At 67.2% G+C, this 22,878-nt stretch carries 21 protein-coding genes and 1 riboswitch; of the genes, 5 read left to right on the top strand and 16 right to left on the bottom strand.

What is annotated here, in order from left to right:
• Positions 1 to 89 precede the first annotated feature (89 nt).
• The 5 genes from ACLQ7E_RS10715 to ACLQ7E_RS10695 all read right to left on the bottom strand — a co-directional run bounded on the left by ACLQ7E_RS10715 (position 90) and on the right by ACLQ7E_RS10695 (position 6,950).
• Positions 90 to 1,133, bottom strand: coding sequence for an L-idonate 5-dehydrogenase (locus tag ACLQ7E_RS10715; protein WP_411732562.1), 1,044 nt, complete (start codon positions 1,131 to 1,133; stop codon positions 90 to 92).
• A gap of 37 nt (positions 1,134 to 1,170) precedes the next feature.
• Positions 1,171 to 2,577 (bottom strand): Nramp family divalent metal transporter, encoded by a 1,407-nt coding sequence (locus ACLQ7E_RS10710; protein WP_411732561.1) that lies wholly within the window; start codon positions 2,575 to 2,577, stop codon positions 1,171 to 1,173.
• Between the two features lie 320 nt (positions 2,578 to 2,897).
• On the bottom strand, positions 2,898 to 5,060 hold the full coding sequence (locus ACLQ7E_RS10705) for a bifunctional polysaccharide deacetylase/glycosyltransferase family 2 protein (RefSeq protein ID WP_411732560.1): 2,163 nt from the start codon (positions 5,058 to 5,060) through the stop codon (positions 2,898 to 2,900).
• Entirely contained in the window at positions 5,057 to 5,512 is a 456-nt protein-coding gene (locus ACLQ7E_RS10700; RefSeq protein WP_411732559.1) for a hypothetical protein, read from the bottom strand. Before ACLQ7E_RS10700 ends, ACLQ7E_RS10705 begins: the two co-directional genes overlap by 4 nt.
• A 382-nt stretch (positions 5,513 to 5,894) precedes the next feature.
• The gene (locus tag ACLQ7E_RS10695; protein WP_411732558.1) at positions 5,895 to 6,950 is read right to left on the bottom strand and encodes a zinc-dependent alcohol dehydrogenase family protein; all 1,056 of its coding nucleotides are present in this window, start codon (positions 6,948 to 6,950) and stop codon (positions 5,895 to 5,897) included.
• A 230-nt stretch (positions 6,951 to 7,180) separates the two neighbouring features.
• Here ACLQ7E_RS10695 and ACLQ7E_RS10690 point away from each other — a divergent pair, with 230 nt between their 5' ends.
• Entirely contained in the window at positions 7,181 to 8,209 is a 1,029-nt protein-coding gene (locus ACLQ7E_RS10690; protein ID WP_411732557.1) for an agmatine/peptidylarginine deiminase, read from the top strand.
• 106 nt (positions 8,210 to 8,315) lie between these two features.
• A riboswitch (SAM riboswitch) is annotated at positions 8,316 to 8,446 on the top strand.
• A gap of 22 nt (positions 8,447 to 8,468) precedes the next feature.
• On the top strand, positions 8,469 to 8,753 hold the full coding sequence (locus tag ACLQ7E_RS10685) for a hypothetical protein (RefSeq protein WP_411732556.1): 285 nt from the start codon (positions 8,469 to 8,471) through the stop codon (positions 8,751 to 8,753).
• Positions 8,754 to 8,802: 49 nt separating this feature from the next.
• Here the strand turns inward: ACLQ7E_RS10685 and ACLQ7E_RS10680 are convergent, their stop codons facing one another.
• The 7 genes from ACLQ7E_RS10680 to ACLQ7E_RS10650 all read right to left on the bottom strand — a co-directional run bounded on the left by ACLQ7E_RS10680 (position 8,803) and on the right by ACLQ7E_RS10650 (position 16,231).
• On the bottom strand, positions 8,803 to 9,804 hold the full coding sequence (locus tag ACLQ7E_RS10680) for a PDR/VanB family oxidoreductase (protein WP_411732563.1): 1,002 nt from the start codon (positions 9,802 to 9,804) through the stop codon (positions 8,803 to 8,805).
• A gap of 2 nt (positions 9,805 to 9,806) precedes the next feature.
• Complete coding sequence (locus tag ACLQ7E_RS10675) at positions 9,807 to 10,955, bottom strand: aminotransferase class I/II-fold pyridoxal phosphate-dependent enzyme (RefSeq protein ID WP_411732555.1); 1,149 nt, start codon at positions 10,953 to 10,955, stop codon at positions 9,807 to 9,809.
• A gap of 47 nt (positions 10,956 to 11,002) precedes the next feature.
• Positions 11,003 to 11,770: an amino acid ABC transporter ATP-binding protein gene (locus ACLQ7E_RS10670; RefSeq protein ID WP_411732554.1), complete on the bottom strand. Its 768-nt coding sequence runs from the start codon at positions 11,768 to 11,770 to the stop codon at positions 11,003 to 11,005.
• Positions 11,767 to 12,744 (bottom strand): amino acid ABC transporter permease, encoded by a 978-nt coding sequence (locus tag ACLQ7E_RS10665; protein WP_411732553.1) that lies wholly within the window; start codon positions 12,742 to 12,744, stop codon positions 11,767 to 11,769. Before ACLQ7E_RS10665 ends, ACLQ7E_RS10670 begins: the two co-directional genes overlap by 4 nt.
• Complete coding sequence (locus ACLQ7E_RS10660; RefSeq protein WP_411732552.1) at positions 12,741 to 13,640, bottom strand: ABC transporter substrate-binding protein; 900 nt, start codon at positions 13,638 to 13,640, stop codon at positions 12,741 to 12,743. The genes ACLQ7E_RS10665 and ACLQ7E_RS10660 overlap by 4 nt, the downstream gene beginning before the upstream one ends.
• 151 nt (positions 13,641 to 13,791) lie before the next feature.
• Positions 13,792 to 15,468 (bottom strand): HAL/PAL/TAL family ammonia-lyase, encoded by a 1,677-nt coding sequence (gene hutH / locus ACLQ7E_RS10655; protein ID WP_411732551.1) that lies wholly within the window; start codon positions 15,466 to 15,468, stop codon positions 13,792 to 13,794.
• Positions 15,446 to 16,231, bottom strand: a complete 786-nt coding sequence (locus ACLQ7E_RS10650) for an IclR family transcriptional regulator (protein WP_411732550.1) — start codon at positions 16,229 to 16,231, stop codon at positions 15,446 to 15,448. The genes hutH and ACLQ7E_RS10650 overlap by 23 nt, the downstream gene beginning before the upstream one ends.
• 180 nt (positions 16,232 to 16,411) lie before the next feature.
• Between ACLQ7E_RS10650 and ACLQ7E_RS10645 the strand changes: the two genes are divergently transcribed.
• Positions 16,412 to 17,620, top strand: coding sequence for a cytochrome P450 (locus tag ACLQ7E_RS10645; protein ID WP_411732549.1), 1,209 nt, complete (start codon positions 16,412 to 16,414; stop codon positions 17,618 to 17,620).
• Between the two features lie 100 nt (positions 17,621 to 17,720).
• On the opposite strand, the gene ACLQ7E_RS10640 is transcribed toward ACLQ7E_RS10645, so the two are convergent.
• The 3 genes from ACLQ7E_RS10640 to sucC form a co-directional block, all read right to left on the bottom strand.
• Positions 17,721 to 18,938, bottom strand: coding sequence for an alpha-hydroxy-acid oxidizing protein (locus ACLQ7E_RS10640; RefSeq protein WP_411732548.1), 1,218 nt, complete (start codon positions 18,936 to 18,938; stop codon positions 17,721 to 17,723).
• A gap of 199 nt (positions 18,939 to 19,137) precedes the next feature.
• Positions 19,138 to 20,040: a succinate--CoA ligase subunit alpha gene (gene sucD, locus ACLQ7E_RS10635; protein ID WP_411732547.1), complete on the bottom strand. Its 903-nt coding sequence runs from the start codon at positions 20,038 to 20,040 to the stop codon at positions 19,138 to 19,140.
• A 16-nt stretch (positions 20,041 to 20,056) separates the two neighbouring features.
• A complete protein-coding gene (gene sucC, locus ACLQ7E_RS10630) occupies positions 20,057 to 21,226 on the bottom strand; it encodes an ADP-forming succinate--CoA ligase subunit beta (protein WP_411732546.1) in 1,170 nt (389 codons plus the stop codon).
• 128 nt (positions 21,227 to 21,354) lie between these two features.
• On the opposite strand from sucC, the gene ACLQ7E_RS10625 reads away from it, so the two are divergent.
• Positions 21,355 to 22,110 carry an oxygenase MpaB family protein gene (locus ACLQ7E_RS10625; RefSeq protein WP_411732545.1) on the top strand — a complete coding sequence of 252 codons (756 nt, stop codon included), beginning with the start codon at positions 21,355 to 21,357 and terminating at the stop codon, positions 22,108 to 22,110.
• Between the two features lie 23 nt (positions 22,111 to 22,133).
• On the opposite strand, the gene ACLQ7E_RS10620 is transcribed toward ACLQ7E_RS10625, so the two are convergent.
• Positions 22,134 to 22,514, bottom strand: coding sequence for a hypothetical protein (locus ACLQ7E_RS10620; protein WP_411732544.1), 381 nt, complete (start codon positions 22,512 to 22,514; stop codon positions 22,134 to 22,136).
• Positions 22,515 to 22,583: 69 nt separating this feature from the next.
• Between ACLQ7E_RS10620 and ACLQ7E_RS10615 the strand changes: the two genes are divergently transcribed.
• On the top strand, positions 22,584 to 22,878 hold a 295-nt coding region (locus ACLQ7E_RS10615), incomplete at its 3' end, for an aldo/keto reductase (RefSeq protein ID WP_411732543.1).

The raw sequence follows: 22,878 nt of genomic DNA, 5'->3' as shown, positions 1-22,878 counted from the left end.
TGGCCCATTTAAACTGCACAAACCCACCGGGGGCCCCCCCCCTTCTTTGGGGGGGGCCCACGGCGTTTAAGGGCATCGGCCCAGGAATTTCAGCCCAGGAAAATCATGACCTTCGAGGAGCCCGAGGAACGGTCTGCTGCAAGCGCGAACCCGTCCAGGGCCTTGGCCAACGGGACCTCGTGGGTCATCAGCGGGGAAAGGTCGATGCCTGCGGCCATGAGTTCGAGGGCCTGGGAGATCTCCTCGACGAAGCGGTACGATCCGCGGTAGTCGATCTCGCGGGTCACGATGTTCCCCAGGGCCGCGGAGATTTCCCCGGCGGGCAGGTTCCCGACCTGCACCATGACCCCGCCGCGGCGCACCGCGGCGATGACCGGGCCCAGCGCGCGCGGGGCGCCGGAGGCCTCGATCGCCACATCGACGTCGGTGGGCAGCACGCCTCCTGCGGCAGGGTTCACGCACTGGTCCGCACCCATCCGCGCGGCGATGTCCAGGGCGGCGGCGGAGAGGTCAGCGGCGATGACGCGTGCGGCGCCGGCGGATTTGGCCGCTGCAACCGCGAGTGCACCGATGGGGCCGGCGCCGTTGACCAGCACGGTTTTCCCGCTCACGTCCCCGGCCCGGGCCACCGCGTGCAGTGCCACGGCGAAGGGCTCGGCCAGCGCGGCCTGCTTGAGCGAGACCCCGGCGGGCACGACGCGCAGCTGGTCCGGGCGCACCGCGCGGAAGCGGCTGAAGCCGCCCTGCTCGTGGGGCTCGAACGCCGCGGAGCCGAAGTAGCGCACCTCGGGCCACAGGTTGGTGCGGTCCGCGGTTTCCGCGGGTACGTCGTGCTCGCCAACCAGCGTCGCGGGGTGGATCGTCACCGAGGTGCCGACCTGGATCCCGCGTGCCGCAAGCGACGCGGCGGCATCGCTGCCGAGCTGGGCCACCGTGCCGGAGACCTCGTGGCCCAGGACCAGGGGCGAGGAAAGAACCGCGGTGCCCGAGGCCCCTGACTTCCAGTAGGCGATGTCCGAACCGCAGATCCCTCCCCACTCCATGGCCACCAGGACCTCGGCGTCGCCGCAGACGGGGTCCGCGATGTTCTCGACCCTCAGGTCGTCCTTGCCGTGCACAACTACTGCCTGCATGTGAAAGGTACTCCTTGATACTGCGCCGTGAGGCGGACTAGAACATGTTGACAAGACCCATGACGCCGACGAAGAACACGGCGGCTGCGGAGAGGATCAGCATGGCCGTGAAGGCCTTGCCGTCCTTGACCCGCGGGTCTGTCTGTTTGTGCGAGAGGTAGATGGTTGCCGCGGCGACGCCCATCAGGAAGATGGCGTTGAGGATTCCGGCGAAGACCACCAGGGCCAGCGGCGAGGAGACGACGGTGCCGAACAGGCCCCAGACGATGGGCAGCACGATCATGATCACGCGCATCCAGCGGTCGCGCTGCTTCCTGTTGTTCCAGTCGAAGGCGCCGAACACCGCAAGGGTGTTGGCGACCTGGCGGCCCAGGGACGGGACGTTGGCGATGATGGTCTTGAACAGTGCGATGCCGGCGCCGACCAGGAACACCACGGCTCCCCATTGGCCGACGTTGGTGGAGAAGATGGACGAGATCGTCGTCATGACCTCGTCGCCCTTGGGCTCCAGGCCCTGCGGGTGCAACACGGCGGCGCCGAGCATGTACAGCGCGGCGGTGGAAACGGTGTAGACGACCCAGGAGACCCAGGCGTCGAGCTTCATCACGGAGATCCAGCCGCGGGCGCGCTTGACCCAGGCCTCGGAGCCGTCGTTCGGGCCGGTCCAGGCGGCGTAGCCCTTTTCCACGCACCAGTAGGTGTAGGCGGTGATTTCGCCGGCGCCAACGCCGGTGAGCCCGAACATCGACAGGGCAATTCCCATGGAGCCCAGCGCGATCTGGAAGCGCATGCCGTCGGCCAGGTCCCCGGCGTTCCAGCTGAATTCGGTGCCCTGGATGGCGAAGACCATCACCACGGCGAAGATCGTCACCAGGAAGACCAGCACCGTGGAGAGGCCCTCGACCACGACGTACTTGTTGCCCAGGTGGATCGCGATGGCGATGACCACCAGGATGGCCACCCAGATCCCGATCGACATGAACGAGTACGGGTCGGGCCCGAAGGGCATCAGCGAGGAGAAGGCGAAGGCCGAGGCGGTGATGACGCCGGCTTGGCTGGTCAGGAACTGCAGGAACATCAGCAGGATGAGCCAGGCCATCCAGCCGCGCTTGCCGATCCGCGGCGGGACCTCGTCGTAGCCGGTCACCGCGACCTTGCCGGTGGAGATTGACCAGCGGCCCAATTCGATCTGCACCCACACCTTGATGAAGGTGGAGGCCAGCACCAGCCACAGCAGCATGAAGCCGGCCTTGGCGCCGAGGGTCGTGGCAGTGAGCAGCTCGCCGGAACCGACGACGGCGGCCGAGGTGATCATGCCCGGGCCCAGGAACTTGAACCTGTCCCGCCAGCGGGTGGGCGGATCCTGGATCGAGGCGGGATCCAACGCGTACGGATCTATGGTGTCGTCACCCAGATGGTGCGACGCGGGGGTGCTGACAGACATACCGCTCCTTTGAGGTGTGCTACCGGCCCAAATGGCCGAAAATCATGGCTCCCAGCGGCGTCTTGCGCCGGCGGGGCATTGGCTTCATTCATGATCGCCAAAAGTACCAATAAGTATGATATTTGACACGCGCCCCGTAAACAAATATACAGCCGCCGCCGGCCGCCAGGTTACGGAACGAGCATCACCCTGACCGCGGGGCGCCCGTTCATGGCCCCGTAGTCCTCCGGCTCCCGGTCAAGGTCCATGACCGCGTCGAAGTCAGCAGGTCGGGTGCGGTGCCCGCGCGTTCGGGCAGGGCGGGCGGGCGGATCGTTATCCTACGACCGCTCCTGGGTCGCCATCGGGACGCGCAGGCTGCCGTACCGCTCCATCCGGTGCCATCGCAGGCGAACGCCCGCCAAGGCGGTGACCACCGACTGGATCACCACGAGATACATGAGTTGCCGATAGACGAACTGCTGCAGCGGGAGCGTCCACAGGGCGCGCAGCGGCTCGCGGTCGAGCCTGAATGCATAGGCGGCCATGATGAATTGGATTAGCAGGAAGAGCATCCAGACCACGGCGATCCGGACGGGATCCAGGAACACCAGGCCGTAGATGGCGAAGACGTCGACAACGGGCGCGAAGAGCGGAAGCAGCACCTGGAAGACCAGCAGGTAGCCGAGCCCCCGGCGCCCGAGTTTGCCGGCCGCACCTCCCTGGACGACGGCCCCGCGATGCTTCCACATGGCCTGCAACGTGCCGTAGCACCAGCGATACCGCTGTTTCCACAGGGCCCCTAGGGTGGCCGGCGCCTCGGTCCAGGCCAGTGCGTCGTCCTCGTACACGACCCGCCAGCCATCGCGGCACAAGGCCATGGTCAGATCGGTGTCCTCGGCCAGGGTGTCGTTGCTGACTCCGCCAACCCGGGCCAGGGCCTCGCGGCGGAACGCACCGATCGCGCCGGGAACGGTGGGCATGCATTCGGCGACGTCGAACAGGCGGCGGTCCAGGTTGAACCCGACGACATATTCGATGTGCTGCCACGCGCCGAGGATGCCGCCGCGGTTGGCGATCTTGGTGTTGCCCGAGACGGCACCCACCTGCGGATCGGCGAAACGCTGGATGAGCACCTGGACGGTGTCGAGCTCGAAGACGGTGTCGCCGTCGACCATCACCACCAGGTCGTGCCTGGCCGCGGCAATGCCGGCATTCAGGGCCGAGGGCTTCCCGCCGTTCTCCTTGCGGATGAGCTCGACATTCGGCAGTCCGAGCGCCTCGACGATGTCGGCGGTGTCGTCCGTGGACCCGTCATCGACGACGATGACCTGCACCGGGTGGCTCGAGGCGGCGATGGATCGCACTGCGGCTTCGATGCCGGCCGATTCGTTGTAGGCGGGGACGATCACGCTGACGGGTTCGATCACCTCGGTGCGCATCGGGTGCTCGAACCAGCCGCGGTCCCGCTCGGCCTCGCGTTTTCGCCGCTCGGCGCGGCGGTGCCGGGAGGCGACAACCATCACGAGAACCGCCCTCAGGAGCGTCGCCACCCCGGCGGCAACGAGACCCCACGAAATGGCCATGACCACGGCGTCGGTGAATCGGATCCCCCAGACAAATGCAGTCCCGAGGAGGGTGTCCCCGACGGATGCTTCTCGGGTGCTGTCCACACCGATGGAGTCACCGACCGTGGTGAAGCGGTGGCCTGACTTCGCCTGTCGCTCCAGTGCCGATGACAGGGCCTCAACTGTCTGGGTCCGGTTTCCTCCGCCGTCATGCATCAGGACGACCTGCCCCCGAACGCCCGGCTGCAGCAAGAGGCCCGTGATCACCTCCGTGCCGGGGCGACGCCAGTCACCACTGTTGACGGTACTGAGAACCGTGAGGAACCCCTGGTCCGCGGCGGCGTCCATGGCCGACCATTGACCGTCGGTGGTGGTTTCATTGTCGGAGCTGTGCGGCGGACGCAACAAGGACGGCGAGTGCCCCGTGATGCCCGCAACGACCTTCTGGGCACCCCTGATCTCGAGCTGGCGCCGCCACGAGGGAGACACGGACAGGTCGGTGTGCGTGAGTGTTTGGATGCCGATCTCGTGGCCTTCGGTGGCCATGCGCCGAACGATTTCGGGATGTTTGATCGCCGCGGAGCCGGTAACGAAGAAGGTGGCGTGGACCCCGTGATCGCGCAGGACATCCAGGATTCGAGGCGTCCATACCGGGTCCGGCCCGTCGTCGAACGTCAACGCCACGGTATGGTCGGCCGGGGTCGCCGTGCGGACGTTGTCGCCACGGGGGTCCACAATCGGGCCCCCTTCGGCAACGGCCCCGGGGACGTTCACGGTGGCATGGCTCGCCGGCACGCGGGGTTCGTCGATGCCGGACAAATGGTTCATGTACCCCTGCACCGCCATTGACAGCCCCAGCGTCAGCACGACCGTCACCATGAGAAACCAGTGCGCCCCGATGCCACCTGCGCGGGCGGACCTGCGTCCAGTGCTCACGGGCGGGACGGCTGGGTTGGCTTGGCCGGGCCGGTGCCGCCATGGCCCGGGGCGGCCGCGCTTCTGCCCGGTGCTGTTTCGCTCGTTGCCGGGGCGGTCGACCCGCTGCTGGGGCTCGGGTCGGTGCTTGTGGGTCCGGTGCTCGTGGGATCGATGCTCGGCGAGGTCTCCGTACCAGTGGAGTCGTCGGGATCCGCGGTGCTGGCGGTGGTTTCAGCCGCTGCAGTGGTTTCTGCGGCGCGAGTGGCCGGCGCAGGTGCTGCCTCTTGACTCATTGCTGCCTGTGAGGGTGCCGGCGATGAGCTTTGGCGCGGTTTTGTCGATGGTTCCTGCCCTGCCGAAACCGCTCCAGATTTGGCCGCCGGGGGCAAGGTCGGTGCCGCAATGGTGGAACCGCCAAGGAACGCGAACAGGAGCAGCAGCACATAGAAGAACATCAGCCCGATGACCACGACGCCGACCTTCTTGGCCCGCTGAAGGCGTCGACCAGACGGGTCGACGAAAACGGGTTCACTAGTTGCGTTTGACGATCCTAGGACATGATTTTCAGTAAAAGCGGGCATCGGTGACCAACGCTAGTACATCGCCGCAAATGTCACAAAATGATCACGATGGCAAGACTCTGTTCCGTGAGACTTGCAACACCGGACTCGCGGGCGTAGCCGCAACTAGCACCGCGAAGCCGTTCGAGGGCCACCCGCCAGTCGCGGGATGCGTGCGGCTCCTCGTCACCCCGGGGGGGGTGACGTCCACGGATCGGCCGGTCACCAGGCCGACAGCGGCCGGTTGCGCCGCTCCCCCCAGGGAATCGCGCCACCGCCCGCGATACCGCCGCTAAGGAACGAGCATTACCTTGATTGCGCGGCGCTCGTCCATCGCCGCATATGCTTCCGGCGCCCGTTCGAGGCCCATCACCGCATCGAAGACCCTGCCCGGATCAATGCTCCCGTCCAGCACGTCGGCGAGAAGCTCGGGCAGGTATGCCCGGGTGCTGGCAGCCCCGCCGGCCACCGAGATGTTCTTGGAAAACAGCACCGAGATGGGCAGCGGGTTCTCCCCGTGCGGGACTCCCACGAAGCCCAGCGCCCCGCCGGGGCGGGTGCAGCGCAGCGCCTGGTCCATTGATTCGGCGGTGCCCACGCATTCGAGCACCGAGTCCGCCAGCACGCCCCCGAGCAGTTCGCGCACCTTGGCCGCCGCCTCGGCCCCGCGTTCGGCTACCACGTCGGTGGCCCCGAACTCCCTGGCCAGCGCCGCGCGGTCCGTGTGCCGGGACATGGCAATGATGCGCGTGGCTCCCAGCCGCTTGGCCGCGAGCACCCCGCACAGCCCCACGGCCCCGTCGCCGACCACGACCACGCTTCGGCCGGGCTCAACCCGGGCGCCGAGCGCGGCGTGGTGTCCGGTACCCATGACGTCCGAGAGCGCCAGCAGCGACTTGGAAAGCGCTTCGTCGGGATCGGTGACCCCGGGGACCGTGACCAGCGTGCCCTCCGCGTTGGGCACCCGCACCACTTCGCCCTGTCCGCCGTCCACGGGGAGACCGTTTTCGTCGCTTCCACCCCAGTGGGCCCGGTGCTCGCAGGCGACTTGTACGCCGTCGCGGCACGGCGGACAGCTGCCGCAGCTGTTGGCCCAGGGGGCAACCACGAAGTCGCCCACGGCCAGGGTTGAGACCTCATCGCCGACCGCTTCGATGCGGCCGATGAATTCGTGGCCGATGCGCCGGGGCTTGGGCGTCGGGCTGACCCCGCGGTAAGGCCACAGGTCCGAGCCGCACACGCAGGCCGCGGTGACGCCCACGATGGCGTCGGTGTCGGCGAGCAAGGTGGGCTCGGGGCAGTCCTCGACGCGGATGTCCCGCGGTCCGTGGATCAGGGTGGCGCGCATGTGTTCCTCCGCAAGGTGGTTGGCAGCTATCGCTTCCACCTTATGCCCGGTCGGTTGCGGTCGCCCGGAAGCAAGCGCCGGCCTCCCGCCGAAGCGACCGCCCCTTGCGCTAGCTTCGGGCAGCCACCATAATAAACGAACGACATTCATTTAGTGTGACGCCGATCCCATGCGCCCCCTTGGCGGGCACTGTTGCATCGCGCACCACTGACCTTGCAGGAGCACGCATCATGAGCTGGTCAATGCCCGCCGAGACCTCGGCCCAGAAGCGCGTCTGGATGGCCTTCCCCCATGAGGGATACACGCTGGGCGACACCGAGGCAGAAGCCCACGCGGCACGTTCGACCTGGGCCAACGTGGCCCACGCGGTGGCAGGGTTCGCCCCGGTCATCATGGTGGTGGACCCCAAAGACGTGGGGATTGCCGCAGACTACCTCGATGAACGCATCGAGATCCGCACTGCCGAACTCAACGACGCGTGGATGCGCGACATCGGGCCTACCTTCGTCACCGACGAAACCGGCGGGCTCGCGGCCATCGACTGGGTATTCAATGGCTGGGGCGCCCAGGACTGGGCGGCCTGGGACAAGGACGAATTGATCGGCAAGCGGGTGGCCGAGTGGGCAGGCGTGCCCCGCATCGCCTCGACCCTGGTCAACGAGGGCGGCGGCATCCACGTCGACGGACAGGGCTTGGTGCTGGCCACCGAGACCGTCCAGTTGGATCCGGGGCGGAACCCCGGCATCACCAAGGCCGAGGTCGAGGCGGAATTCGCGCGCACCCTCGGCACCACCAAGGTGCACTGGCTCCCGCGCGGGCTGACCCGCGACAGCGAGGAGTTCGGCACCCGCGGACACGTGGACATCGCCGCAACGATTCCCTCCCCCGGAACAGTGCTGGTGCACATGCAGGACAACCCCGAGCACCCGGACTACGCGGTCAGCCGGGAAATCGCTGCATCCTTCCACGGCGCCAGCGATGCGAAGGGCCGCGAGTTCACCGTCATCGAGGTTCCTGCCCCCGCGGCGCTGCGCGATGCGGAGGGATTCGTCGACTACAGCTACATCAACCACCTGGTCATCAACGACGGAGTGGTGGCCTGCACCTTCAACGACCCCAACGACGAGAAGGCCCTCGCAGTGTTGGCCGATGCCTACCCTGGCCGCAAGGTCGTGGGCGTCGATGCCCGCGAGCTGTTCGCCCGCGGCGGCGGCATCCACTGCATCACCCAGCAGGAGCCGATGACGGCGGTGAAGTGAACCCGATTCGGTAGGCAGGGTCACTCGCCGTCATAGATGTCAGTTTGTTGCTCCCCGCAAGCCAGTGGTGGCAAAGTGTCGCCGTTTCACCGTAGGGTGGGTACAGCTTCACGAGTTCTGGTTGCCCTTGCGCAAAGCTCCGACTGACCAGACGCCAACCCCATAGTTGCACGGCGGGTGGTTCGGATGACGAAGCGGCCCTTTCGCGCATTCCGCACGCGAGGGCAAGGACAACTAGCTTCAAGGACGTGTGCACATCATGTACAGCCCCACCCTGATTTCTTCCCCGACCAGGAACCCGCTGCCGCGCTTCGCCGGCGACTGGATCACCGCGTGGCTCGACCTCGACACCGAGACCGGCCTGGTCCACGTGGGCGCCGGGCCCGACGAATGGGTGCTCGAGGCGCTGGCCCCGCACAAGCTCTCGGCGGCGCTGGAGGGCCGCGGCCCCGTCGAGGTCCAGTTCAACCCCGAGCTGCTCGTCCTCCTGCTGCCCGGGGCGCACGAGCTGGTCGGCAGCTCGTTCTTCCGATTGCGCGCCTGAGGTTCCAGGACCCCCGGCCGTTTTGGAACCTCAGCTGCGCGACCCCACGCTAGATGTCCAGGATCACGCGCAACCCCTTGCAACGGGACACGCAGATCATCATGGTGTCCCCCGCATCACGTTCCTCCTCGGAAAGCAGCGAGTCCCGGTGGTCGATCTCCCCCGACACCACCGGGGTCTCGCAGGTCCCGCAGATCCCCTCCCGGCAGGAGTTCAGCACAGGAACACCTGCCTCCGCGAGCGCATCCAGGATGCTGGTGCCCACCGGCACCTGCACCTCGACGCCGTCGGTGGTTTCCACGGTGAACTCGTGGTCCCCGGCGGCCGGGGCGGTGGCGGCCGGGTCGGCCACGAACCGCTCAAGGTGGAACCGGGTCTTGTCCCCCCAACCGGCGGCCAGCGACGCAATGAAGTCCAGCAGCGGGCCCGGGCCACAGGCATAGGTGTGGAACGCTGCTTCCGCATCCCCCAGCAGTTCCTTCAGCGGGTAGAGCCCGGCGGTGTCGTCGGCATGCAGGTGCACCTTGTCCCCATATCGGGCCAGCTCGGCGGTGAACGCCATCGATTTCAGGCTCCGGCCCAGGTAGACCAGTCGCCATGGGGCCCCGGATTCCTCGGCCGCGGCGAGCATCGGCAGGATCGGGGTAATTCCGATGCCCCCGGCAATGAACAGGTATTCCGGGGCCGGCTTCAGCCCGAAGTTGTTGCGCGGTTCGCGGACCTTGATCCGGGCCCCGGGCCGCAGGTCGTCGTGCACGTATGCGGAGCCGCCGCGGCCGGCCGGCTCGCGCAGCACCCCCAGCCGCCAGCGCTGCGCCCCGGCCTCGGAGCACAGCGAGTACTGGCGCAGCAGCCCGTTGGGCAGCAGCACGTCGATGTGCGATCCCGGGGTCCAGCCCGGCAGCGCCAGGGCCGCCGGGTGGGCCAAATGCAGGGAGAGCACGCCATTGGATTCGGTGCGGATCTCGGCGACCTCCACCTCGAAGAAGCCGTCTGTCCCGATGCCCAGAAGGGCCTTGGAATCAGGATCCAGTCCGGTGTCGATTGTCATGGTCACGATGCACCTCCAGTGCTGTGATGTGTTCCCGCGGACGATGCCGCGCTGTGCGAAGCCGGGATGCCCGGCAGGGTGGGATCCAGCGAGTCGAGGGCGGCCAGCACCGCATCGGAGGCCTCGCGCACGGAGATGGTCACCCGCACCCCCGAGCCCGGGAAGGCACGCACCGAGACGCCCCTGGCCACGCAGCCGGCCTCCAGCTCCAGCGAGCGCGGTCCGGCGGGGATCCACACGAAGTTCCCGCCGCTGGGTGGCACGGGCAGCCCGCGGGCGAGCAACCCCTCGTGCAGGTACGCGCGCTCCGCCACGACCCCGGACACCGTTGCGGCCAGGTGGGCGCTGTCGGACCAGGCCGCGGCCGCGCCGGCCTCGGCCAGCGAACTGAGCCCGAACGGCGGGGCAACGGCACGGATGTTCGCCGCGATGCCCGCGCTGGCCAGCAGGTATCCTGCCCTGGCCCCGGCCAGCCCGTAGGCCTTGGAGAAGGTCCGCAGGATGACCAGGTTCGGGTGGGAATCCAGCAGGTGCCGAGAGTCGATTTCCGCTTCGGCGAACTCCCGGTAGGCCTCATCGAGCACCACCAGCACGTGCCGCGGAATGTTGTCCAGGAACGCCGCGAGCTCACCGGCGTCCATCACCGTGCCCGTCGGGTTGTTCGGGTTGCACAGCAGCACCATGCGGGTCTCGTCGGTGACCGCCTTGCCCATGGCGTCCAGGTCGTGCCGGTGGGACCCGTCCAGGGGCACGGGCAGCGATTCGGCGCCGGCCAGGGCAATCAGGATCGGGTACGCCTCGTAGCTGCGCCACGCATGCACCACGGTGGATCCGGCTGGTGCGTAGGCATCGAGCACCTGCCCCAGCAGGGCCAGGGATCCGCCGCCCACCACGACCCGTCCCGGGTCCAGGCCCAGGCCGGAAGCGATTGCCGCGACCAGCTTGTCCCCGGCGATGCCAGGGTAGCGGTTGGCGCCGGCCGCGGCCTTCGCCATGGCGGCAACGGCCGCCGGGGACGGGGAGGTGCACGACTCGTTCGAGGACCCCACCCAGCGCACGGTGTCCAGGCCGGCGGCCCGCGAGTAGCGCTGTAGCGTGGCCACGACGGGGCGCGGCACCGGTCCGGCGCAAATGCCGGTATGCATGCTCATTGTCTTGCTCCGTTCAGGGGGTTGCCTTGGTGGTGTGCCCGAGCCAGCTAGGCCAGGACCTTGGAGAGGAACGCCTGGGTTCGGGTTTCACGTGGGTTCTCAAGCACCTGCCGGGGGCTTCCGGACTCCACCAGCTGCCCGTCGGCCATGAAGTGCACGACGTCGCCGACCTCCTTGGCGAAGCCCATTTCGTGGGTGACCACGATCATGGTCATGCCCGAGGCCGCCAGCGAGCCCATCACGTCCAGCACCTCCCCGACCAGTTCCGGGTCCAGAGCGCTGGTCGGCTCGTCGAAGAGCATCAACCGCGGCTTCAGGGCCAGCGCGCGGGCGATCGCCACGCGCTGCTGCTGGCCTCCGGAGAGCTGGGCGGGGTAATGCTTGTACTTGTCGGCCAGCCCGACCCGGTCCAGCAGTTCCATGCCTTCGCGCAGGACCTGGGCCTTGTTGCGTTTCTGCACGATGACCGGTCCCTCGATCACGTTTTCCAGGGCCGTGCGGTGCGGGAACAGATTGAATTGCTGGAACACCATGCCGACCGCGGCGCGCTGCTTCGCGGTCTGGTTTTCCTTCAATTCGTGCAGCTTGCTGCCGGAACGGCGGTAGCCGATGCGTTCCCCGGCCACCCACAATTCCCCGTCATTGATCTTCTCTAGGTGGTTGATGCAGCGCAGGAACGTCGACTTGCCCGAGCCCGAGGGGCCCAGCAGGCAGGCGACCTGCCCGGCCTGCACCTCCAGGGAGATGCCCTTGAGGATTTCCAGGTGCCCGAAGGACTTGCGGACGTTGCGTGCCCGCAACATGGGTTCACTCATTTGGTGGGCTCCAATTCCGATTCGTTGGCCGGGGCAGCGGCGGGTTCCCCGGCGGCCGGACCGATGGCGTCGATGGGTCCCGGGGTGGGCGGCTTCTTGCCCTTCATCGGGGTGAAGCCGCGTTCGAAGTGCCGCTCGATGAAGTGCTGTCCGACCGATAACACCGCGGTGACCGCCAGGTACCAGATCGCCGCGACGATCAGCAGCGGGATGGTCTGGAAGTTGCGCGAATAGATGATCGAGACGCTGGTGAGCAGCTCGGAGTAGCCGATCACGATCACCAGCGAGGTGTACTTGAGCATGCCGATGGTCTCGTTGCCGGTCGGCGGGATGATCACGCGCATAGCCTGTGGCAGCACGACCCGGCGCATGGTCTGCAACCGCGACATGCCGATGGCCTTGGCGGCCTCGGTCTGCCCAGACGGGATGGCCCGGATCCCGGATCGCACGATCTCGCCCATGTAGGCGCCCTCGTTCAGGCTCAGGCCCAGCAGGGCCGCGGTGAACGGGGAAATGACCGAGTTCGTGTCGATGCTCAGCAGCTCCGGCCCAAACGGGACGCCGAGCACGATGGTGGGGATCAGCGCCGCCAGGAAGAACCAGAACAGCAGCTGCACCATCAGCGGGGTACCGCGGAAGAACCACGAGTATGCCCAGGCCGCGGTGGACAGGATCGGGTTGCTCGAGAGCCTGCACACTGCCACCACGATGCCCAGCAGGACCCCGATGAGCATCGAAATCCCGGTGAGCATCAGCGTCTTGCCGAGCCCCGAGAGCACCGGTGCGGCGAAGAGGTATTCGCCGACCACGTCCCAGTGGAAACGCTCGTTGGTGAACATCGCGTAGATGGCCATCGCCAGGATGCCCACCACGGCCACGGCGGCCACCCAGCGGCCAACGAAGCGGGCCGGAACGACCCTCAGTTCGGGTTCCTCATTGCGTCGCCGTTCGGCGACGGCTGCCACCTGGGTCATTCCTTGACCCCGTTGACCTCAAAGGTTTCCATGGAGTGGTCGGCCATGTCGTAGTCGGCCAGGATCTTGTCATAGGTCCCGTCGGCCTTGATGGCCTCCAGTCCCTTCTGGATGGCACCCATCAGCTGTTCCTGGTCCTTGGGGAAGACGATGCCGAAGGCCAGGTCCTGGTAGCGCTCGCCCATCGCCAGCGCGCCCTTGGACTCCGCGGCGATGACCGAACCCGAGGTCGAGTCGACCAGGAAGACATCCACGCGGTTGGACTGCAGGGCCAGCACCGCTTGGTTCTGTCCCGCGAAGATCGTCACCTCGATCTTTTCCTTGCCCGCCTCCTCACACTTCTTGGAGGCACCTGCGGCGTCGGCGTCCTCGGTGGTCCCCTTGACGATGCCCACGTGGGTACCGCACAGGTCATCAAGCGTCTTGAACTTCTCGGCGTTCGCGGTCGAGGTCATGACCCCGCCGCCGGCGGAGAAGTAGTCCAGGAAGTTCACGGCCTTCTGGCGTTCCACGGTGTCGGACATCGCTGACATGGCCATGTCGTAGCGGGCCGAGGAGAGGCCGGGGATGATCGCGTCGAAGGCGATGTTGTCGAAGTCCATGGTGACTCCGAGCTGCTTTTCCAGGGCGTCGGCGATGTCGCGGTCGATGCCGATGATGGTGGTGCCGTCGGTGGCGTAGGACTCGAACGGCGGGTATTCCACGTTGCTGGCCACGTTGATGGCGCCGGACTTCTGGACCTTCTGGGGCAGTTCCTTGAACAGCGGGGCCGAGTTGTCGGTGGCGGCCGGCTTTTCCGCCTCGGCTACTCCGCCGCAGGCGCTGACGCCGAGCAGGGCGGCAATGGCCAGGGCGCCGAGGGCGGTTGAACGGATGGTGCGATTCGTGTTCTTCATGATGCGAACTCCCTTGTGCTTGCTGCTCGTGGAACTTCTTTTCAGGGGTCCCGTCGTCGTTGACGGGATGTTTTTGGGTGCACCGATCCAACCCACCGGCAAGGTGCCGGTGGACCGGGGGTGTTTTTCGAGGTGTGTCGTGCCTCCGGCGTTAGCCGGCGAGCGCCTGGTTGACCGTGTTCACGACCGTTCCGTCATGGACCAGCTCCAGGGCCTTGCGGATCCTGGGGTACATGACGACGTCGGCGCGGATGTGGTCGATGGGCCGGCCGTCATCCGAGGAGGTTCCGCGGACCAGGGCCAGGGCCGCGGCGGCGGCCGGGCTCAGGCGGGCGTCGGCGGTGGCCTCGAGTCCCAGGCGCAGTTCGAGGGCCTGGGCCGCCATGAGCAGTTCGATGCCGACCACCGATTCGATGTTCGCCACGATCTGCCGGGTGTGGCGTCCGGCGTTGTTCGCCATGGACACGTGGTCTTCCTGGTTGGCGCAGGTCGGGATGGAATCCACCGAGTCCGGGTGGGCGAGGGTCTTGCAGTCCGAGACCAGGGCCGCGGCCAGATACTGCGGGAGCATGTAGCCGCAGTCCATGCCTGTCTGTTCGGAGTCGATGAGCATGTCCGGCAGCCCGCGGTTCAGTGTGCCGTCATCCAGGCGGAAGAGCCGTCGCTCGGTGATGTTTCCGATCTCGGTGACAGCGATCGAGATGAAGTCCGCGGCGAAGGCCACATACTCGGCGTGGAAGTTGCCTCCCGACACGGCTTTCAGCGAGCGGGTGTCGGGCAGCGAGGGGAAGATCAGCGGGTTGTCGGTGGCCGCGTTGATCTCGTTTTCCAGGATGCCGGCGGCAAAGGCCAGCGTGTCCTTGATCGGGCCGAAGACCTGCGGGACACAGCGCAGCGAGTAGGCGTCCTGAGGGGGCTGGCGCACCGGGTCGGTGGTGGCGTTTCCGTCGATCAGGGTGGATCCGTCGAGCAGTTCGCGGATGCGGGCGGCGACCTCGATCTGGCCACGCTGGCCACGGGCCTGGTGCAGTTCGTCGATGAACGCGTCCCCGAAGCCCATCAGCGCCTCGATGCTCATGGCCGCGGTGATCTGTGCGGTCTCGAGCAGGTTCTGCGCGTCATAAAGGGCCAGTGCGGCCTGGGCGGTGGAGAAGGACGTGCCGTTGAGCAGTGCCAGTCCGTCCTTGGCCCCCAGCGGCAGGCGTTCGATCCCGGCCGCTTCCATGGCCTTGATCCCGGAGACGACCTTGCCCTCGAGCATCGCTTCGCCGGAGTCCAGTTCGATGTCCACACCGGTGTGCGGGCGGGACATCACGATGGCCACGTGGGCCAGCGGGATCAGGTCCCCGGAGGCACCGAGCGAACCGTACTCGGGGATGGCCGGGCAGACCCCGGCGTTGAGCATGTCCACGAGCGTGGTGACGATTTCCGGGCGGATGCCGGAGAAGCCCTGGGCGAGCGAGACGATGCGGATGAACATGGTCGCGCGGACCACTTCTTCGTCGACGTAGCGGCCCACGCCCGCGGCGTTGGAAAGCACCAGGCGGCGCGAGAGCTCGGCGGCGTCGGCAGGTTCGGAGAAAGCGCGGCGTCCTGCCAGGGAACCGAAACCGGTATTGATGGAGTAGATCGGCGGGGTGTCCTTGCCCGGGCCCATCGAATCCACGACGCCCTGTAGCCAGTTCCGGGACGGTTCCATGACCTCGAAGACCGCCTCGTCGATGGCCACCGGGCGGCGGTGGCGGGCAACCTGGATCAGGTCCTCGAGGGTTGTCCGGTGGATACCGATCCGCACCGGTGAGGTCTCAGGCAATACTGCTGTAGTCATCAAGGGTCTCCCTGGTTGATTTGTTCGGGGTGCTGGCTTGCAGCAAGTCCGTGAGGTTGGTGGCCGCCTCGCGCATGGCCTTCAGCGTCGAGGCGATCCAAAGCTTGGATCCGCAGCGGCCCTCGGGTCCGGCCACATTCAATGAGCAGACCACTTCGCCGCGGCTGAACACCGGAATGGCGACGGACACCGAGCCCTCGTCGAGCTCGCCCCTGGAAAGGACCACTCCGGTGGAGCGGATCTGAGAGATGGTGGACAGGATCTGTTCCGGGCCCATGGTATTGGGGGTGAAGCGGGTCATCGGTCCGGCCAAGACCTGGCGCACGACCTCCGGGGGCGCCCAGGCGAGCATCATGCGTTGCCCGGCCCCGGCGTAAAGGGGCAGCAATTCGTTGACCGCGAAGGTGTACTTCAGCGACTTGTCCGGTTCGGCACGGCGCAGGCACATTGCATGGTCTCCGATCCGCACGATCATCACCGCGGTTTCACCGACCTGCTCGACGATGGAACGCAACACCGCGTTGCCGACCTCGGCCAGATAGGACTGGGCCAGGTGCTGGCCGGACATGTGCAGCAGCGCACGGCCCGGACGGTAGCGTCCGTCCTCCTCGGACACGAACTCCTGCTCGCGCAAGACCTTGAAGTACCGGTACGCGCTGCTGGGGGGAATGCCCAGCTTGAGGGACACGGCATCCACCGTGGTCTCGCCGCTGGCCGTGATTTCCGCCAGAATTTTCAGCCCGCGCTCAAACGAGGATGACATGTCCACTCCCTTCCCCCAATCGGATGTGATGGTCCGCACATTCCTGCGGCATGGGATTGATGTTCCATGGTTCATCCGGGGAGGACAATCTCGATTCTCGCATAATGGGAATCAGATTAACCGGCGTTCCCGCGCCTCGCTAGGTTGGGTGTCATTCACCCCTATCCGCAGGAGGCCCCCATGGAATCCGTCCTTGCCGCATCGACGGCCCCGGTCTGCACCCAAGACCCATACTCACCGGAGCACCTGTCCGACCCGTACCCGCTGTTCGCGAAGATGCGTGCCGCGGGCCCGGTGGTCATGATGCAGGAGCACGGCCTGCACGCGGTCACCCGCTTCGCCGAATGCAAGGAGGTCCTTGACGACTACCGTACCTTCATCTCAGGTGCCGGGGCCGGGCCGAAAAACCTGCACCACGAACCCAGCTGGCGCGCCCAGGGCATCATGGAGTCCGACCCGCCGATCCACACCGATATGCGCCACGCCATGGCCGGGGTCATTTCCCCGCGCGGGGTCCGCTCGCTGCGCGCCGGCTTTGAGGCCTACGCCACCGAACTGGTCGATTCCCTGCTGGAGGCCCGCAGCTTCGACCTGATCAAAGACATGGCCGAGGTCTTCCCGCTGCGCGTCTTCGGCGACGCGGTCGGCATCCCGCGCGAGGGCAGGGCCGAGAACCTGCCGGCGCTGGGAGCAGCGAACTTCTCCACCTTCGGTCCCGACACCGCCCTGGCCCGCGAACACTTCGCGGCCGGCTCCGGGATGAACGACTGGGCCATGGCCAACACCGCCCGTGCGAACCTGTCCCCCGGCTCGCTCGGCGCGCAGATCTGGGAGTACGCCGACCGCGGGGAGATCAGCGCCGACCAGGCCGCGCTGCTGGTCAGGGCGATGCTCTCGGCCGGGCTGGACACCACCATCTTCTCCCTGGGTGCCACGTTGCTGGCCCTGGTTTCCAACCCCGGCGAATACGCCAAGGTGCACCAGAGCCCGAAGCTGGTGAAGTTCGCCATCGACGAGGCCTTCCGCTACGAGTCCCCCTTCCAGTCCTTCTACCGCACCACCTCGCGGGACACCGTGCTGGGCGGGGTGGCACTGCCGGCGGACACCAAGGTCGCGGTCTTCGTCGGCTCGGCCAACCGCGACGCCGAACGATGGGGCCCGAGAGCCGACGAGTACGACATCACGCGGTCCGCCGGCGGGCACCTGGCCTTCGGCATGGGCATCCACCAATGCGTCGGACAGCCGCTCTCCCGCCTGGAAATGGATGTGCTGCTCACCGAGTTCGCCAAGCGCGTGAAGTCCGTGGAGCTCACAGCCGAACCCGAGCAGTTCCTGCACACCACCCTGCGCGGCTGGAAGTCCATTCCGGTGAAGGTCACCGCGGCCTGATCCGCCGACGTGCCGCAGGCACGCGAAAATCGTGCGTTATTCCCCCTTGCTGCGGGGGGAGCAACGCACGATTTTGCGTTTGGAAGGGGTCATCCCCGCCCTACGCGTCCGCCGTGCCGAGGCGCACGTGCCGGGGGCCAAGCTCATCAAGGGTGCGCACGCCGAGCAGGGCCATGGCCTGCCGGATCTCTCGTTCGAGGATCTCCAGGGCGCGCTCAACCCCTGTCTGTCCCCCGGCCATCAACCCGTAGAGGTAGGCCCTGCCGATGAGCGTGAAATTTGCGCCGGCCGCCAGCGCCGCCACCACGTCGCCGCCGCTCATGATTCCCGAATCTGCAATGAGGAGCTTCCCCGGCCCGACGGCCGCGCGGATGGCCGGCAATTGCAGCAGCGGCACCGGGGCCCGATCCAGCTGGCGCCCGCCGTGGTTGGAGACGACCACGCCGTCGGCGCCGTGACCGAAGCACTCCACCGCGTCCTCCGGCCCCTGCACGCCCTTGACGATCAGGGTGCCTGGCCAGGCCTCCCGAACCCAGCCGAGGTCTGCATAGCTCAGCGAGGCGTCAAACATGGTGTTGAACTGCGCGCTGACATTTCCTGTCTCCCCGGAAAAGTTCGTGAATTCCAGCGGCGCCGTGGTGAGGAAGTCCAGGCACCAGCCCGGGCGCCTGAGCGCATCAAGCATGGTTCGCACACCGAGGGTCGGCGGCAGGGTCATGCCGTTGCGTGCATCGCGCACGCGCGTCGAGGTGACGGCCGTGTCCACCGTCAGGACCAAGGCGCGGTATCCGGCCGCCCGGGCCCTGCGCATCATGTCCAGGGACAGTGCGCGGTCCTGACGCAGGTACAGCTGGAACCAGCGGGTCCCGGACGGCGCCGCGGCGGCGGTGTCCTCGATGGACACCGTGCCCATGGTGGCCAGGGTGAAAGGAATGTTGTACTTGGCGGCGGCCGCGACCCCCGCGCGTTCGCCGTCCGCGTGCATCAGACGGGTCAGCCCCGTGGGGGCGATGCCCACCGGCAGCGAGAAGTCCGATCCCGCCACACGCGTGGCCGGATCCACCACGCTCACGTCGCGCAGGATCCCCGGGACAAGCTCCACATTCCGGTACGCGCGGTAGTTGCGGTCCAGCGCCTCCTCGGAATAGGAGCCGCCGTCGGCATAGTCGAAGGCCGCGGTGGGCGTGCGGCGCCTGGCCAGCAGCCGCAGGTCGTCCATGGTGAGCGCCCCTGCCGCAGGGTTTCTGCCCGGTTTCGGGAATGGCTTGAAGTTCAGTTGAGCGAGCGCTGCAGGGATCCGCGTGAGGGAACGTTTCATGATGCGAAGCGGGCTGCCTTTCGATGCCGGGAACACTTTCGTCCCCGCATCCTAGTCATTGCCGCGGCACTGCCCACAAGCGGTACTCCCGCACCGCGGGAATCAGGTCGGCCGGGCCGGACTGCGCTTAAAGACCGACGGCGGTCGGCCTCCCGGGTTACCGGGGGGTCGACCGCCGTCGGCGGATGCTGTTGGTGCCTTAGAGGGCGGCGAAAACTTCGCGCAGCAGCGTTGCGGTTTCCGACGGGGTCTTGCCGACCTTCACGCCGGCAGCCTCAAGTGCTTCCTTCTTGGCCTGAGCCGTACCGGCCGAGCCGGAGACGATGGCGCCAGCGTGGCCCATGGTCTTGCCCTCGGGGGCGGTGAAGCCTGCCACGTAGCCGACAACCGGCTTGGTGACGTTGGCCTTGATGTAATCGGCTGCACGCTCTTCGGCGTCGCCGCCGATTTCACCGATCATGACGATGGCCTTGGTCTCCGGGTCCGCCTCGAACGCAGCCAGGGCGTCGATGTGGGTGGTGCCGATGACCGGGTCGCCGCCGATGCCGATGGCGGTGGAGAAGCCCAGGTCGCGCAGTTCGTACATCATCTGGTAGGTCAGGGTGCCGGACTTGGAGACCAAGCCGATCGGGCCCTTCTGGGTAATGTTGTTCGGCGTGATGCCGACCAGTGCCTCGCCCGGGGTGATGATGCCGGGGCAGTTCGGGCCAATGATGCGGGTGACCTGGTTGCCGTCGGCGTCGACCTTGGACTGGGCCAGGGCCCAGAACTCGGCCGAATCCTGAACCGGAACGCCCTCGGTGATGACAACGACCAGGCCGATGCCTGCCTCGATGGCTTCAACGACTGCATCCTTGGTGAATGCCGGCGGAACGAAGACGATGGAAACGTCTGCGCCGGTCTCGGCCATGGCTTCCGCCACTGCGCCGAAGACCTTGATTTCCTTGTCGCCGTGCAGCACGGTGGTGCCGGCCTTGCGGGCGTTGACGCCACCGACGATGTTGGTGCCGGCCTTCAGCATCAGTGCGGTGTGCTTGGTACCCTCGCCACCGGTGATGCCCTGAACGATGACCTTGGAGTCCTTGTTAAGGTAAATGCTCATGTTCGCGTATCCCTACTTACTTCGCTGCGTTGGCGAGCTCGGCGGCCTTGTCGGCGCCCTCGTCCATGGTTGCTGCCAGGGTGACCAACGGGTGGTTGGCTTCGGCAAGAATGCGGCGGCCCTCTTCGACGTTGTTGCCGTCGAGGCGCACGACCAGCGGCTTGTTGGCTGCGGAACCGAGCTCGGCGAGTGCGCCGACAATGCCCTTGGCAACGGCGTCACACGCGGTGATTCCACCGAAGACGTTCACGAAGACCGACTTGACCTGCTCGTCGTTCAGGATGACGTCCAGGCCTGCGGCCATGACCTCGGCGGAGGCTCCGCCGCCGATGTCCAGGAAGTTGGCGGGCTTCACGTTGCCGTGGTTTTCGCCTGCGTAGGCAACGACGTCCAGGGTCGACATGACCAGGCCTGCACCGTTGCCGATGATGCCAACTTCGCCGTCAAGCTTGACGTAGTTCAGGTCCATTGCCTTGGCCTTGGCCTCGAGCGGATCCGCTGCGTCCTTGTCCTCGAGCTCGACGTGGTGCGGGTGACGGAACTCGGCGTTCTCGTCGATGGAGACCTTGCCGTCGAGGGCGACGATGTCGCCGGCGCCGGTGAGCACGAGCGGGTTCACCTCGACGAGTGTGGCGTCTTCGGCGGCGAACACACCGTACAGCTTCACGATCACCGAGGCGACCTTGTCGATGATCTCGGCCGGGAACTTCGCGGCGGTCGCGATCTCGGTGGCCTTCGCCAGATCGATGCCGGCGACTGGGTCGACCTCGATGCGCGCGAGCGCCTCGGGTCGCTCTTCGGCGAGCACCTCGATCTCCATGCCGCCCTCATACGAGGTGAGCGACAGGTAGGAGCGGTTGGCTCGGTCGAGCAACACCGAGAAGTAGTACTCCTCCTTGATGTCGGCGCCGGCCGCGACCATGACCTTCTTGACGATGTGGCCCTTGATGTCGAGACCGAGGATCGCCGTCGCGGCCTCTTCGGCATCCTCCGGGGTCTTCGCGACCTTGACGCCGCCGGCCTTGCCGCGGCCGCCGGTCTTCACCTGCGCCTTGACGACGGTGACGCCGCCGAGCTTCTCGGCTGCGGCGCGCACCTCGGCGGGGGTTTCGGCGACGATGCCGGCGAGCACGGGAACACCGTGCTTCTCGAACATCTCACGGGCCTGGTACTCGTACAGATCCACGCGGGACTTCTTCTTCCGTTGAGGGGAGCGGATGTTTGGTGGCGGGGCTGTCTTCTCTCGATGTCGAGATACCTCGACGTCAAGATACTTTTCAGCCTCGCACAGCCTACCCCTGCGAGCATGGGCCCATGTCCGACCACAGCGAAGCCTTTCGGCGCTACGCCGCCGACTCGTCGCTCGTACTCGGCGGGCTCGCTGCGATTCTGCTCCAGCTCGCCCACCCGGTCGTCGCTCGGGGCGTTGCCCAGAGCAGTTCCTTCGCCCGTGACCCGCTCAGTCGGTTACGACGTACCCTCGCCTACGTCTACGCGGTGCACCTGGGCTCCCCTCAGCAACGGGTCATCGCCGTGCAACACGTCGATTCGGCGCACGCCCGGGTCGCCGGCGCGCGCGATGCGGGTCCGCAACTCTGGGTAACCGCGACGCTCGCCCACACCGGCGTGCAGGTGCACGAACTGCTGTACGGCCCCCTCGCGGCCGACCTCGCCGCCGAGACCCATGCGGCGAGCGGCGAACTCGGGATGTCGCTGCAGCTCCCGGCAAACGCCTGGCCTGCCGATCGCGCCGCATTCGACCGCTACTGGGACGCCACGCTCCCCACTCTCGAGGTCGGCGACGACGCCCGTGCCGTCGCTGCCGAGTTGCTCGCGGCGCGCGCGGCGCCATGGTGGCTGCGCCTCGCGCTCCCCGCCGCCCGCGAGTTCACCGCGGTCTTGCTGCCTCCGCGACTGCGCGACGCCTACGGCCTGCCGGATCATCCGCGGCGCGGTCGGGCCGTCGTGCAGGTCGCGCGAGTGCTGGCCCGTGTGATGCCGCGGCGTCTACGCGAACTACCCTCGCGACGGCTTCTCGACACCCTCACCGACGGCGCCGCCGGGCGGTGAATGTGCGCCGGCGGTGAATGTGCTCAGGCGTGCTCGGTGACGGTTCCGAAGATGCCGGCCTGACGAACCGCCGCGTCGATCGAGCGGGCCGCCTCGTTGAAGAAGTCGATCGTCTTCGAGTTGCCGATCACGCCGCCCTTGAGCCCGCCGAGCGCACCGACCCGCGTGAACCGGGCGACCGTGCCGCCCTCCGCGTCGAAGAACTGAAGGGAGAACTTGGTGTGGAAGTTCTTGCCGGCGAACGCGCCGAGCCAGAACGTCGCCGCGCCGTTGCCTCGGCTGATGGCGAAGGTGCCGTCGGCGAGCGGAGCCGCCTGATGGCCGAGACTCGCAAGGGCGTCGAACACGACCTGGTGGGCGGCACCCGGGTCGCCGGTCAGGGTGAAGTCGTAGGTGCTGGCCATTTCGCCACCATAGCGGTGCACGATGCCGGGCCCGCGACAGGTGAAACATCTGATATCTAGGCTTCAGGTATGGACACTCGAACCCTTGGCCGCACCGGCCGCACCGTCTCGGTCATCGGCCTCGGCACCTGGCAGTTGGGCGCCGACTGGGGTGACGTCGACGACGACGCGGCCCGCGCGGTGCTCGACGCCTCCTTCGAGGCAGGCGTCACGATGTACGACACCGCCGACGTCTACGGTGACGGTCGCAGCGAGCAACGCATCGGATCCTGGCTCGACGCGCGCGGCCTGAGGGGCCAGGTGTTCGCCGCGCCCCAGAAAGGCCGCCGCGGGCCGGTGGCGGGCGCGGACAACACCTTGGCGG

It is taken from the genome of Paeniglutamicibacter sp., from assembly GCF_046714615.1.
In the GTDB taxonomy this organism is placed as follows: Bacteria; Actinomycetota; Actinomycetes; order Actinomycetales; family Micrococcaceae; genus Paeniglutamicibacter.
This window is presented reverse-complemented; position numbering and strand designations above follow the sequence as displayed.

Excerpts from the sequence above, each read along its gene's own strand:
- ACLQ7E_RS10715 (WP_411732562.1), bottom strand. The coding sequence starts at position 1,133 with ATGCAGGCAGTAGTTGTGCACGGCAAGGACGACCTGAGGGTCGAGAAC.
- ACLQ7E_RS10710 (WP_411732561.1), bottom strand. The coding sequence starts at position 2,577 with ATGTCTGTCAGCACCCCCGCGTCGCACCATCTGGGTGACGACACCATA.
- ACLQ7E_RS10695 (WP_411732558.1), bottom strand. The coding sequence starts at position 6,950 with ATGCGCGCCACCCTGATCCACGGACCGCGGGACATCCGCGTCGAGGAC.
- ACLQ7E_RS10690 (WP_411732557.1), top strand. The coding sequence starts at position 7,181 with ATGAGCTGGTCAATGCCCGCCGAGACCTCGGCCCAGAAGCGCGTCTGG.
- ACLQ7E_RS10685 (WP_411732556.1), top strand. The coding sequence starts at position 8,469 with ATGTACAGCCCCACCCTGATTTCTTCCCCGACCAGGAACCCGCTGCCG.
- ACLQ7E_RS10680 (WP_411732563.1), bottom strand. The coding sequence starts at position 9,804 with ATGACAATCGACACCGGACTGGATCCTGATTCCAAGGCCCTTCTGGGC.
- ACLQ7E_RS10675 (WP_411732555.1), bottom strand. The coding sequence starts at position 10,955 with ATGAGCATGCATACCGGCATTTGCGCCGGACCGGTGCCGCGCCCCGTC.
- ACLQ7E_RS10670 (WP_411732554.1), bottom strand. The coding sequence starts at position 11,770 with ATGAGTGAACCCATGTTGCGGGCACGCAACGTCCGCAAGTCCTTCGGG.
- ACLQ7E_RS10665 (WP_411732553.1), bottom strand. The coding sequence starts at position 12,744 with ATGACCCAGGTGGCAGCCGTCGCCGAACGGCGACGCAATGAGGAACCC.
- ACLQ7E_RS10660 (WP_411732552.1), bottom strand. The coding sequence starts at position 13,640 with ATGAAGAACACGAATCGCACCATCCGTTCAACCGCCCTCGGCGCCCTG.
- hutH (WP_411732551.1), bottom strand. The coding sequence starts at position 15,468 with ATGACTACAGCAGTATTGCCTGAGACCTCACCGGTGCGGATCGGTATC.
- ACLQ7E_RS10650 (WP_411732550.1), bottom strand. The coding sequence starts at position 16,231 with ATGTCATCCTCGTTTGAGCGCGGGCTGAAAATTCTGGCGGAAATCACG.
- ACLQ7E_RS10645 (WP_411732549.1), top strand. The coding sequence starts at position 16,412 with ATGGAATCCGTCCTTGCCGCATCGACGGCCCCGGTCTGCACCCAAGAC.
- ACLQ7E_RS10640 (WP_411732548.1), bottom strand. The coding sequence starts at position 18,938 with ATGAAACGTTCCCTCACGCGGATCCCTGCAGCGCTCGCTCAACTGAAC.
- sucD (WP_411732547.1), bottom strand. The coding sequence starts at position 20,040 with ATGAGCATTTACCTTAACAAGGACTCCAAGGTCATCGTTCAGGGCATC.
- ACLQ7E_RS10625 (WP_411732545.1), top strand. The coding sequence starts at position 21,355 with ATGTCCGACCACAGCGAAGCCTTTCGGCGCTACGCCGCCGACTCGTCG.
- ACLQ7E_RS10620 (WP_411732544.1), bottom strand. The coding sequence starts at position 22,514 with ATGGCCAGCACCTACGACTTCACCCTGACCGGCGACCCGGGTGCCGCC.